At 61.2% G+C, this 13,095-nt stretch carries 6 protein-coding genes, 1 tRNA gene and 2 pseudogenes; 6 read left to right on the top strand and 3 right to left on the bottom strand.

Features of this window, described 5'->3' with window-relative positions:
• Nucleotides 1–78 precede the first annotated feature (78 nt).
• On the bottom strand, nt 79–1,482 hold the full coding sequence (locus tag G6N07_RS19120; RefSeq protein ID WP_085192533.1) for an FHA domain-containing protein: 1,404 nt from the start codon (nt 1,480–1,482) through the stop codon (nt 79–81).
• A gap of 239 nt (nt 1,483–1,721) precedes the next feature.
• On the opposite strand from G6N07_RS19120, the gene G6N07_RS19125 reads away from it, so the two are divergent.
• The 3 genes from G6N07_RS19125 (at nt 1,722) to G6N07_RS19135 (ending at nt 6,436) form a co-directional block, all read left to right on the top strand.
• Nucleotides 1,722–1,804: transfer RNA gene (locus tag G6N07_RS19125), tRNA-Leu, on the top strand.
• Between the two features lie 197 nt (nt 1,805–2,001).
• The gene (locus G6N07_RS19130; protein WP_085192534.1) at nt 2,002–2,928 is read left to right on the top strand and encodes an abortive infection family protein; all 927 of its coding nucleotides are present in this window, start codon (nt 2,002–2,004) and stop codon (nt 2,926–2,928) included.
• 151 nt (nt 2,929–3,079) lie between these two features.
• Complete coding sequence (locus G6N07_RS19135) at nt 3,080–6,436, top strand: NACHT domain-containing protein (RefSeq protein WP_372507554.1); 3,357 nt, start codon at nt 3,080–3,082, stop codon at nt 6,434–6,436.
• 37 nt (nt 6,437–6,473) lie between these two features.
• Here G6N07_RS19135 and G6N07_RS20625 read toward each other — a convergent pair.
• A pseudogene (locus tag G6N07_RS20625) lies at nt 6,474–6,899 on the bottom strand (IS1634 family transposase); the annotation flags it as partial.
• A 166-nt stretch (nt 6,900–7,065) separates the two neighbouring features.
• Here G6N07_RS20625 and tcmP point away from each other — a divergent pair.
• Complete coding sequence (tcmP, locus tag G6N07_RS19140) at nt 7,066–8,169, top strand: three-Cys-motif partner protein TcmP (RefSeq protein ID WP_163784283.1); 1,104 nt, start codon at nt 7,066–7,068, stop codon at nt 8,167–8,169.
• Here tcmP and G6N07_RS19145 read toward each other — a convergent pair.
• Nucleotides 8,166–8,912 carry a DUF5131 family protein gene (locus G6N07_RS19145; protein WP_085192537.1) on the bottom strand — a complete coding sequence of 249 codons (747 nt, stop codon included), beginning with the start codon at nt 8,910–8,912 and terminating at the stop codon, nt 8,166–8,168. The genes tcmP and G6N07_RS19145 overlap by 4 nt on opposite strands.
• Nucleotides 8,913–10,380: 1,468 nt before the next feature.
• Between G6N07_RS19145 and istA the strand changes: the two are divergent.
• Both istA and istB read left to right on the top strand, forming a co-directional pair.
• Nucleotides 10,381–12,005, top strand: a pseudogene (gene istA / locus G6N07_RS19150) (IS21 family transposase).
• 1 nt (nt 12,006) lies between these two features.
• Entirely contained in the window at nt 12,007–12,804 is a 798-nt protein-coding gene (istB, locus tag G6N07_RS19155; RefSeq protein WP_163784285.1) for an IS21-like element helper ATPase IstB, read from the top strand.
• Nucleotides 12,805–13,095: the final 291 nt, after the last annotated feature.

Consider the following 13,095-nt stretch of genomic DNA (forward strand, 5'->3'; position numbering starts at 1 on the left):
TCACGATACTTGGGGCGGCGATCGGGGCGAAGGCGAAGCCGACAGCTTGACCTGAACGTGACCGCGCGCGCGGTGAGTTCAGTGCATGCGGACGATGATCTCAGAGTGGCCCAGCCGGATGATGTCTCCGTCGGCGAGCTGCCATTCCTGAACCGGCGCGTTGTTCACCGTGGTGCCGTTGGTGGAGTTCAGATCGGACAGCAGGGCGACCTGACCGTCCCATCGGATCTCCAGATGGCGGCGGGACACACCGGTGTCGGGGAGGCGGAATTGAGCGTCCTGACCACGCCCGATGACGTTGGCACCTTCGCGCAGCTGGTAAGTGCGGCCGCTGCCGTCGTCGAGCTGCAGGGTCACCGTGGTGCCGCCGGCCGGGTAGTCGCCCTGGCCGTAGCCGCCGCCGTAACCGCCGGCGCCCTGGCCGTAGTCGTAGTCACGGCCGGCGGGCTCGCCGTATCCTGGGTCGCCGTAGCCGCCGGCCGGCTCGGCGTAACCGCGGCCGTAGTCCTGTCCGTAGTCCTGCCGGGCCCCGGCCGGAGCACCGTAGCCGCCGCCGTACCCACCCTGGTCCGGGTAGCCACCCTGATCGGGGTATCCGGGACGCCCGTAGCCGCCGTCCTCGTGGCGGCCTGGACCGCCGGGCGGACGACCGTAGTCGTAGTCCGCGCCGGGCGCGCCGTAGCCGGGCTGTCCGGCCGGAGGGGGTGGGTATCCCCCCGGGCCCTGACGGTAACCCTGGTCGTAGCCGCCGGCGGGCGGGCCGGCGGGCGGGCCGTAGCCACCCTGGCCGGCAGGTCCGCGCTGCTCGTAGCCGCCACCGCCGTAACCGCCCTGATCGGGGTAGCCACCACGGTCCGGGTAGCCGCCCTGGTCGGGGTAGCCCCCGCGAGGCGGGTAACCGCCGTGCTCCGGCGGGTAGGGGGCGCGGGGCTCCTGGCCACGCGGCTCCTCCTGCGGACGGCCGTAACCTTCGTCGTAGTAGTCGTCGCCGGGCCGTCCCTGTCCCTGGCCGCCGCCGCGGTACGTCGGGTTGTCGCTCATCGGTGGTACTCCTGCTTCTGCGGGGAACGCGTGGTTTCGGTGTGGTGGGGCGGGCTCGCCGGTGGTCGAGTCGGGGTTGACGGCACCACGAGCGCGAAACTGTCCAGTGTGCAGATTCGGTGACTGCTCGAACTTGACGACCACATCACCATACGTTTGCCACCCCTGCTCACGTATGTATCCCTCCAGATGCTTGGCGAAAGTGGTCGCGGTCAGGTCAGGATCGGCGCTTACCTTCTTATGGTCAGGCACACTGAGGGTAATTACGTATGCATTCGGGGCCAAAATGCAGCCGCGGCCGAGGGGCCGGATCCCGGACTCCGCTTCGCGGCGCAGCAGCGCCTCGACCTCCTGCGGGACGATCGATCCGCCGAAGACGCGGGCGAAGGCGTCGCCGACGGTGGATTCGAGCTTGCGCTCGATGCGGTCCACCAGGCCCATATCACCGCCCGCCTCACTCTTCGTCGTTGCGTCGTGCCTGCTCACGCAGGTGGACCGCCGCGTGTCGGCTGGCCCGGACTTTTCCTGCATGGTATCCACCCGCGTTTGGCCGATGGGACCAACGAAACTCTGAGAATCACATTCGTGCTGGTCACAGCGGTGCAGATCACGCGCTTGCGGTGCGTCGACTGCGGTTTTGGGGTGGGCGCGCCGTGGATGATAGGCTCCTGCGGTCGTCCGGGCGAGTGGCGGAATGGCAGACGCGCTGGCTTCAGGTGCCAGTGTCCTTCGGGACGTGGGGGTTCAAGTCCCCCTTCGCCCACAGAGAGGAGTTTTACGGACTCCGGGCACTTAGGTCACGAACTCGAAAGAGGTCGTGACCTTTGTGTTCGGTGGGGTGGTTTGCGGCGGGTGCGACTTTCAGCGGGATCGGGGACTTGGTCGCGCAAATCCCCATAATCATGGAAGCGCACCTGATCCGCTCGGGGTCGGGTCCGGGCCTTGAGGAGTTGTAGAGGCGTGCCGACGAAGCTCATCACCCCAATCACGCGCCGCAGAATCTTCGACATCATCACCCTGGCAAAGGTGTTGTGGGAAGGAAGGTTGGAAGAGCCCGACTTCTTGGCGCGTATTTACGACTTGGACGCTCTGCCGAGCACCGATTCGAGGTACAAGTCCGCTGTTGGGGATATCCGACAGCACCGCGTCAATAACCCTGCGGACTGGCCCGACGACTGGGTGTTCACCGACAGCCGCTTCGGGTTGCAGCACGGTGACGACGAACTCGTTCTGCGATTCCTCGCCGAGATGCTGCACCCGCTGGTGCGACCCGATGAAGAGGAGGTCGGCAGACTTCTCAACTCTTTCAACGAAGCCCTCGCCAGAGACGGCTACGAGCTCTACCCAGCTGACTGGATCAGTGGCCATGCCGTCTATGGATGGCGTCGTCGCGACTCCTTTCACGGCGCAAGCCCGGACCTTCGGCTCCGCGAACGTCAACTTCTGACCGACCCGGTCGTGCTGGAAGAGCATCTTGTACGCATACGCGACAGTCTCAGCTCAGATCCGGCCGCAGCGATCTCTTCATCGAAGAACCTGGTCGAGAGCTTGTTAAGGATCATTCTCGACCACTCTGGCGTGGCGTACGGGCAGCGCGAGGACATCCCTCAGCTCTACCGGCACGTAGCGGATCTGCTTGAGCTGAAGGCGGATTCGGTTCCTGAGAGCGCGAAGGGTAGCGAATCTGCGCAGCAGATATTGCGGACTTTGGTCACCACAATCCAGTCGCTGGCCGAGTTGCGCAACGAGCTAGGAATCGGCCACGGACAGTCGAAACGCAGCGTGGCGCTGACGAGGCACGCACGACTGGCGCTGAACGCAACGGTCACTGTTACAGAGTTTGTGCTCGATACTTGGCAAGCACGCGTCGCCGCTGGACGTATCTAACCGGACATCCAGTGTTTTCATCGTTGCAAGTCAACGTATTAAGGTTAGCGCCAGCACCGTCAACAAGAATTGTTCTCTTTTTGCCGTCTCGAACGGTACCAGTAGGTTCTGAGGGAGGCCGTTAGCCGTGTCAATTGAAGCGCTGTTAAAGGTGGGGACATCAATAGCTACGGTCTGCGGCAAGTCACTAATTGCTGGCAGGCGGTCAGCCGCCGAGCGCAAGATGACGCTCATCGAACTCGCCGGCGCTAGACAACTAGGGGTATTGCCTCAGCGAAGTCTGAACCGACAGCTCGAACAACTCGCAGAAACGGTTGCCCAGCGACTGCACCAACGACTGGATCCAGAGCTGCAACGTATCCCGGTGAACGAACAGGAAGCAACGATCTTGTTTGTCAGCCGTACAATTGAGGAAACGCACTTTGACGACGGCATGCTTTTTGATAGCAATCTGAGCGCCGAGGCCCTTTACCGGGTTGCGTATAAGTATTCACAACAACTCCAAAAGCAATATGTGTTGAGTGAACCCGCTCGTCAGCTCTTCGAAATCATGCTGCGAGAGGCCATTGAACATCTAACTGAGGTCATAATTACCCTACCCAGTTTCCAGGGCCGCGGCATTGAAGAAATATTGTCACGAAACAGCGAAGTCATCGACCTACTTAACGAAGTGCTAACTCGTATGCCAAAACGAGGTGACACGCTAGGCGCCAGGAATAACGAAGATAACGAGTTCGAATTGAAGTACCTTCGAGAACTGGCTCGGAAGCTCGACAAAGTCGAGATTTTCGGTGTGACTAACGCGGGTCCTAGTCGCCGATATTCTCTTGACGCCGCCTACATTGGACTCTCAGTCTCGGCATCGTCTATGCCTGGGACGCATCGCGACGCACCTACCGAAACTCTCAGCGCGGACCTCGTGATCTCGAAGGCCCGTCGCATATATTTGCGGGGCGAAGCTGGCTCCGGCAAGACGACACTAGTGCGGTGGCTCGCCCTTCTGTGTGCACAGCGGAGGCATTCCGAACCGCTAAAAGCATGGAATCGTGCAGTACCGTTCGTCGTTGAGCTTCGAAGGTTTGCGGACTTGAGCTTGCCTGCCGTGTCGGCGTTCGTCGAATACGCGTCGCAACCTCTTGCCGAGCTTGCACCCGAGAAGTGGGCTCAAACACTGCTGTCCCAAGGGCGAGGTGTCGTGCTTCTCGATGGTGTCGACGAATTCTCACAGAATCGACGGCACGAGCTACACGAATGGATCGCCGACCTAACGGGTGCGTACCCGGACGCGACGTTTATCGTTACCTCGAGGCCATCTGCTAGCAATGCTGACTGGCTCGAAGAGTTTGAATTCTTTACCGCAGAGCTACTACCCATGACCCGGCCATACGTCGAACGCTTCATCAGTCAATGGCACGAAGCTATCGCCCTTGATGGGATACATGATGATAGAGATCAAATTGGCGAGTACCGTCGATCGCTTCTGGCAACATTCAAGAAGAGCCGTGCGCTCAGGCAGCTTGCTGAGAATCCCCTTCTTTGCGCCCTCCTGTGCGCGTTAAATTGGAACCGACGCCAGCAGTTGCCTACCCGCCGGCTCGAGATCTATCGCACTGCATTGGAAATGCTCCTTGATCGAAGAGACGCCGAGCGAAACATCCCAAGTAGTTCCACTATTTCTCTTAGATTCGACGACAAAGTTGCGATTCTCAGTGATCTCGCCTACTGGTTCGCCGTCAATGAGTTGAGCGATGCGGAAAGGGGCCGTGTCGTAGAGAAGGTGCAACGGTCAGTCGACCATATGCCCCACGTGAGCGAATCTGCTGACGAGATACTAGCTTTCTTGCTGGAACGTTCCGGCGTGCTCAGGGAGCCCGTCAATCAACGCGTCGACTTCATCCATAAGACATTCCTGGAATACCTGGCTGCGTCACGAATAGTACAAGAAGGGTCGATCGAGCTACTTATCAACAACGCCGAACGTGATGCCTACTCGGAGATCATCGTAATGGCCTCGGGGTTTGCGCGTCAACGAGAAGCTGAGGTCCTCTTAACGGCAATTCTGAACGCGGCGGATCAGGCGGAAGGGTCGAAAGCAGCGAAGCTGAATTTCCTTGCGGCAACCTGCACTGAAGTTGTGACACGAATTGATCCAGAGCTTCGCCAACGGATTATCACAAGGATGGAGGCGCTTGTTCCACCCGCCGACCAGGCTACGGCACGGGTACTGGCGTCCGTGGGCGAAGAGATTGTCACGATGCTGCCTATTGAAAGCGACAAGTTGAGCGAGCCAGAGGCTGCAGCCACGTTATTGACGGCCGGGTTGATAGGCGGGGACGACGCGTTGGCGCTTATTGAGGCTTATCGGGACGACCGCAGAGGGCGAGTTCACCGTGCAAGGATTGAAGCTTGGAGCCATTTCGATCCTGTGCAATATGCTCAGCGGTGTTTCGGCGATGCGGGGCTTTGGCCCATAAGTATCCGAGATCCCCAGGTGGTATTGGGTTTAAAGCATATCAAGAATGTATCTGAGGTGGCGCTCCAGTTCACTGGAGGGGTCGCCCTAGAAATTTTTGCCCAGATCGAGGACTGCAGTATTGTTAGAAGAATAGGACTCAATGATAATCAAAGCATTTCATCCTTGGAGCCGATTCGACGATTCGAAGCGTTAACGAGTCTCTCGTTGAAAGACTGCCACCAGATTGATACTTACGAGCAACTGGTTTCCTTGACGAATCTAAGTGCCCTTCAGGTCCAGGGCTGTGGAGGCATCCTCGACCGAGAATCAATAACTGCTCTGTCCGGCCTGCGTTCGCTGGCCCTTGACGTAGACATTGCCGGTTCGATGTCTGGTTTGGTTGACGAGTTTCCGAGAATGAAGGCACTACAACTGTCGGGTCCGATGGCCCTAAGAGAGACGGCCGAACTTGGCGGGGGACTGCAGTTAAGAAAGTTGATACTGCGGGGGTGCAACAGTATCCGGGAGCTTACCGGTCTTGGAAATTTCGGCCTTCGCCAGCTAGAGATCGAGCTCCAGAATCTGAGCACACTTATCGGCATCAGCGAGGCACCAGACCTACGCTCATTATCTATCGTGGGCTCGCGCCATATCCAAGACTACTCCTTTCTGACGCGGCTACCGAATTTGGAGTATCTGATATTAGACGACTGTGGTATCGACGATATTGGCGTGCTGTCAGCATGTAGAAAGCTAAAGCGGGTGGCGTTATTGCAGTGCGATGTCATCTCTGATTTAGAGGTGCTTTTAGAATTGCCGAAATTGCGCCAATTTGACTTTCACGCGGGCGACAGCATCAGTGCCATGGCATTCAAGAGAGTGGCAGCTAGATTAAATGATCGCGATGTTGCGTCGGTAACTTCGTTGCAGGCAGGTGCATCGCCGCAGGGCCCCAGTGAGGACGACGATTGGAACGAGTCAGAAGTCATCGTTGACGAGGACCCGCTCGAACAGTACTTGCGACACCCGGAAGAGTATGAGACTTGGCGCTGAGCGAGATTTGCAGCCGGCGGGCTCCGGCCCTGGCGCATTAGTGCGAACCGTCGGCGCGGGGTTCTTGACGAGGACGGCTCGCATGGCATCAGACAGCGTACGGCGGCCGGGGGAGGTCCGATTCTCGGCCTTGGTCTTCATGGTGCGGTACCGGCGTGCGATGCGCTCGAATTTTTCTATGCTGCAGCCGGTTTGGGGTTCGGCGTAGGGGCTGACGGCCATTGCAGCGACCACACTGCTCAGGTGGGCTTCGATCGATTCGCGTAGGTGGTAGCAGATCCGTCGGGCCTACAGGTCGTGCTCGGACATCCGAAAGACCTTCTTAAGGTGCCACAGCTGGGGTCGGCGTCGGTGACGAACGATGCGGGTCGACCGACGAGGTTGCCCGTGTGGCCCTTTCCAGCCCGCCGGTTGCGCGGGTCTTGGCTTCCAGGTGTGTCGTCACGGCCTTGGGGCTACCTGTCGACCAGCTGACGCGCACCGGCTTCCGTAGCCGCGGCGAGGGTGACCCTCCATGTCCGCCCAGGCCGATACGCTGCGCTTTAACGGGGAGGAGCGCCAAATGATGCACGTGATCGCCGCCGGTCGTCGGGTGAGGTGGAGGCCTTGAAATGACTCGCAAGGAGGAGTTGCGCAAGCGGGTCGACTACGAGTCGGACCCCCACACCCGCCTCAAGCACGCGTTCTATCGGCGGTACATCGCTTGTTGGATGGGCAAGGTCCTGCAGGGCAGGTGGGCGAAGCCGGCGACAATCATCGACGGGTTCGCCGGTTCGGGCATGTACTCCGACGGCCTCGACGGCAGCGCGATTATGATCGCCAAGTTGTTCCGTGAGCACATCTGCCGTGCGAACTTTCAGCCGCTCACTCACGTTACCAACGACCTGGACCCGCGGCGTACCGATGCCCTGGACGGGCGAATGAAGGCCCTTCCCGCAGATGACCGAATCAGCCACGTGTCCCTCGGGCCAAAGAAGTTCGAGGACGTCGTGGGCGAGGTGCGCCAGCAGCACGCACCGCCGGGGACACAGACTCTGTGGATCATCGACCCATACGGGCTCAAACAAATCCCGTGGTCCGTCGTCTCGGAAGTCGTGAAGCTTCCCAAGAACGACGCCGTGATCACGCTAATGGTCGACGAAGCGCACCGGTACCGCACCAACCCCGCGATGGTGTCGGTAATGAATAGCCTGTACGGGGACGACTCCTGGAAGAACATTGGTGCCGGACTCACCACCGCGCAGTCGAAGGCTGCGCTCGTGAAGCTCTACTGCGACAAGCTCGAAGCACTTGGGTGCCATACCTCGTCATTCGATGTGGACGTTGCGCGTCGGTACACCCGGTACGCGCTGATCTTCGCTACACATCATCAGGCTGGCCTTGAATGCTGGAATTCTGCCAAGTGGTCCGCGGACCCTACGAGTGGCCGCGGGGCCAGCGCCGTCACTGCTTTCCAACCCAGCCTGCTCGAGCCCGACATCCAGCCCTTGATCGAGGATTTTCGCCAGCGCATCGGTACCCACGACTTCGCGACGCTCGCCAAGCAAGCGCAGGTCGTCGGCTATACGGAACCGCACGTGCGGACCGCTCTCACTGAGTTGTTCCACGAAGGCTTGGTTGTCCGACTGTCGCCGCCGACCTCGCCGAAGAACTCACCGTGGCCAGCCACCAGTCGCATCCAAATCTTCGCAACAGGCCCGGATGAAGATGACGAGGACGGAGTCGGAGCTTAACCGGTTGCCGCGGTGGGCATCTCGTCCCACAGTTGGCCGTCAAGCTCGCGGCCGAAGGCCTTCGGGGTGCGGCCACCCCACTGCTTGAAGAAGAACGGCACACCCTCGTCACGGCAGGCATCTCGGATACCCCGCGCCCAGGACAACTCCATCGGCCGGTATCGGGGACCGGACTCGCCGCCGGCGATCACCCAGCCGATCCCGGTGAGGTCGATTCCGTCGAGCGGCCCGATGAGCGGCTCGCAGGACAGGAACCGTAGCGCAGCTGGCACCTCCCGAAGGTGGTCGACCCGGCTAAGAACGTCGGCGTTCTCCACCGACACACCCATCCACAGGTTGGCTGGCCAGTCGAGCTTGGCGGCGACGCGGCGCAACCGCAGGCTGCGCTTGGTCAACACCTGATAAGTGTGCTGCGGGGTATCGCGGCAGACGTCGAACACGTCACGGATAAAGTCCAGCGGCACCCGAGCGTGGAAGAGGTCGGACATCGAGTTTACGAACACCACCCGAGAGTTCTTCCATCGCAGCGGTTCACTGAGCGCCTGCGGGTGCACTGTCACACCGAAGCCCGGGCCTGAGGTGCGTGGATCACCATCGACCTGGTACTTCGCTGAGCCCATTGCCTTGAGTCGCTTGGCTAGCGTCATCGCGTAACAGTGGTCGCAACCGTCAGATACGCGGTCGCAGCCGGTGACGGGGTTCCAGGTGGCCTCGGTCCACTCGATCGCCGAACGATCCGCCATCGGAGCCTCCCCACCTGCGCTTTCCTACTATGTGGCCACTCTATGGTCTGTCACCGACAACAAATCACATCAATGTAATTTATGGTGGCGTGTCGCGTGTTCTTTACCCGGCAGGCGTCTCGCTGGAAATTTGGTCCAATCCGGCCGCAACCCGCCAGGTCGCCCGCAGGCTGCCCTCGTCGCTCGAAACCCTGCTCGACAAGCTGGACGGGGATTCTTCGAAGCGAAGTTGAATCACTTCCTGTTTTGGTGGTACTCGCGGCACGTGAAAGGTAGGCAGGACGAGAGAAGCGCCGCGCTCCATCCGCTCCGTTTGACTCTCGTTACCCTCCAACACATCGAGGTCTCGAACGGCGGTGCTTCGAGTTCGTCCTGAAACCTGGTCTTACGCTGTAAGCCCGACGATCTCAGCCCGGCGGTGATGTCTGCTCAGATCGGTTAGCCCGATCGTCCTCCTGCATCTGTTGCCGGATCTTGGTGACGCGTTCGGCACGCTCGGGATCGGCCAGAATTCGTTCGAGACGGGCGCTACCACGGTCCTCAAATTTAATGACGGATTGCCCTTCCATAGTCAGCCCGACCCGTTCTCGGAATGCCGACCGACGAGCGGATGACGAATATTCCAGACCATCGTCACCCTACGCCGTCCACTCCGCAAGCCCCCCGATCATGCGTCGGAACGTCGGCGTCGGCCACCAATCTGCTGTCCGCACGACCGCCTTGCATGGCAAAGTGTGCGTGTGACAGACCCACGACCCGAACCGGCATCTGGAGTGTCGGAAACCGACACACAGGCGCAGTTCGACGTTGACTTTCGACCCCTGCGTGCGCTGACTATCGAGGATCTGGACAGGGGTGCGGCGGCTGCAGTCGATCTCGAAGACCCGGACGTCATTGACGGCGCCTGGCGCTAGCGATTGCGTCCATGCCGTCCGCCGCGGCGCATGCGGGAGCCCTTCATTGCGCAGGCGACACGCCGAAGTTGAGTCCAATTCTGAAGTTGAGCAAGCTCTTTGGCCCGCTAAAGTTCTGAGCCCTGAACTTTAGCGCACCGCTAAAGTTCGCCGCAGCGGCGGGCCTAATGGCATCTTCGTGTACGGGCAAGCTCTATAGGCTCTAACTCTGCTGTATAGCAACATATTTCGACTCTAGGGCGCGAAGCGCAGTTGAGGTGTAGCGCGTTACGACGTGCTTCTGCTGCTGCTCTGCGCCAAGCTACCTGCAGCTGCGCGACCTACGAAGTGGGCATCGCGGCCCAATACCGACGTGGTTCCACCACGCTATATTTCCCGGTGAGTGCCGGTACGTGTCGTTTGCCAGGAGCTTGGGACCAGTGTGACCTGATTTTGCCAGGGTGATGGGACCACCTGGATTGCCAGTTATGGGACCACCGGCGCGTCGCGTCGGTGGTCTCTTCGTTTGTTCGTTCGATCGCTGTGACAGCTCAAGTCACGGATGGGCGGCGGGCATGGTTTTTCGGGAGGTCAGTGTGAACGAGATCAGGGAAGTGCTGCGGGTGTGGCTGGGGGTGGCGGGGCTACCGCCGGAGCCGGGGTACCGCACGATCGCCGCGCATTGCGGCGTGGACCGCAAAACGGTGCGCCGCTACGTGGAGGCCGCGCAGGCAGCCGGGCTGCGCCGCGACGGCGATGTCAGCGCCCTCGATGACGGGTTGATCGGGGTGGTCGCCGACGCGGTGCGTCCTGCCCGCCCAGATGGTCACGGCGCCGCCTGGGAGCAGCTGTTGGGGTTCGAGGAGCAGATCAAAGTTTGGGTGGCCGGCGATGGTGAGCAGCGGCCGTTGACGATCACCAAGATTGAGACGTTGCTGGCCCGGCAGGGGTGTGTGGTTCCGTATCGGACGTTGCACCGATTCGCCAGTGAGCGTTGCGGTTTCGGCCGCAAGGCACCACGGTGCGGGTCGCTGATGGTGATCCGGGGGTGGAATGCCAGATCGATTTCGGCTATCTGGGGATGCTCACCGATGCTGCTGATGGGCGGCGCCGCAAGGTGCACGCGTTGATCTTCACCGCCGTCTATTCCCGGCACATGTTCGTGTGGTTGTCGTATTCGCAGACCCTGGCGGCGGTGATCGCCGGGTGCCAGGCGGCGTGGGGATTCTTCGGCGGCGTGTTCGCGGTGCTGATCCCCGACAATCTCAAGCCGGTGATCGCCGCCGCCGATGCGGTCAACCCGCAGTTCACCCGCGGGTGGCTCGACTACGCCGGTCATGCCGGATTCCTCACCGACCCGGCCCGGGTTCGCTCCCCCAAAGACAAGCCGCGGGTGGAGCGGACTGTGCAGTATGTGCGCCGAAACTTCTGGGACGGTGAAACATTCACCAGTCTCGAACAGGCGCAGCAGGCTGTGATGACTTGGTGTGCGCGCACTGCCGGTACCCGCATCCACGGCACCACCTGCGCACGTCCCCTGGAGGTGTTCACCGCCGAAGAACAACCGACGCTACTCACGGTGCCGGGGACCTATGACGTGCCGATGTTCAAAGCGGTCAAGGTACACCGCGATTTCCACGCCGAAGTCGCCAAAGCCCTGTATTCGCTGCCCGAGTGCTGGATCGGGCACACGTTGGACGTACGCGCCGACAGTGAGCTGGTGAAGTTCTATCACCGCGCCACGCTGGTGAAAGTCCATCCTCGCCAGCCGGCCGGTGGCCGCAGCACCGACCGTGCTGACCTGCCCGAACACAAAGCGGGTTACGCGCTGCGGGACCTGGCGGCGTTGATCGCCGCGTGCGCGGCGCACGGCCCCAATATCGGGATCTACGCCGAACGCATCCTCGATGACCCGCTGCCCTGGACCCGGATGCGCACCGTCTACCGGCTCCAAGGCCTGGTGCGCCGCTACGGCGCGCAGCGCGTCGAACAAGCATGCTCCTTATCGCTGGACCTCGACGTCGTCTCGGTCAACAAGATCGCCTCCATGCTGCAACGCGCCACCGAGAACACCGCCCCGACACTACCGCAAGCAGTCGGCCAAACAGCCACCCGGTTCACCCGCAGCCCATCCGAATTCAACGTCACCAAAACATCATTGACCGTAGTGCCCGTTACCGATTCCGAGGAGACCTGCTGACATGACCACCCACCGTGCCCCCGCCGACCCGGTCGGCGCTGACCTGACCCGCCTGCTCAAAACCCTCAAACTCGGCGCGCTGGCCGACACCTTGCCCGAACGCGCCGCCCTGGCCCGCCAACACAAACTCAGCCACATCGGATTCCTCGAAACACTGCTCGCCGACGAAGTGTCCCGCCGCGAATCCCGTTCAGCCGCACTACGAGCCACCAAAGCCGGACTCGACCCGGGCATGCGTTTGGACACCTGGACCGCACAAGACGACCTGCGCTATGACCGCACCCTACTCGGCGACCTCACCTCACTGAGATTCCTCGACGCCGGCCAGTCAGCGATCATCCTCGGACCCGTCGGCGTCGGCAAGACACACCTAGCAACAGCCCTGGGACACATAGCAATCCGCCGCAAACACACCGTCCTATTCGGCCGTGCCGACAAGCTGTTCACCAGGCTGCGCGCCGCCCGCCTCGACAACACCGTCGACACCGAAATCCGCCGACTGGCCGCCACCGACGTCCTCATCATCGACGACTTCGCGCTGCGGCCCCTCGACGCCACCGAGACCAGCGACTTCTACGAAATCGTCGTCGAACGCCACCGCACCAAAACCACCATCGTGACCTCCAACCGCGAACCCGCCGAATGGCTGACCATGACCGCCGACACCCTGCTGGCCCAATCGGCGATCGACCGGCTGACCGCCACCGCCCACACCCTCGTCATCGAAGGACCGTCCTACCGCCAACGGACCCGCGGCGGCCGGCTTGACCCAGACCACCCCGACGAGCATCCTCAATAACGCGCCACGGTGGTCCCATCCCACTGGCAACCAGGTGGTCCCATCACCCTGGCAAGCGACAGTACGAGCCGATCGCGCCGATTCGGGGAGCTGTCGATGCCAAGACCAATGATGGAGCGACGCAGTCGCGTCAGGGTGGAGTTCGGGCTATCGCCGTCGCTGGCCGACCGTCTCTATGCGTACGCCAAATGCGAAGGGCTGACGCTATCTCAGACCGGTGAGCGGCTATTGACCCGCGCCCTGTCTGATGAGGTTCAGCACCCACCGGTCGAGCCCGATCGAGGACAACGT

The sequence above is a fragment of the Mycolicibacterium doricum genome, assembly GCF_010728155.1.
Classification (GTDB): domain Bacteria; phylum Actinomycetota; class Actinomycetes; order Mycobacteriales; family Mycobacteriaceae; genus Mycobacterium; species Mycobacterium doricum.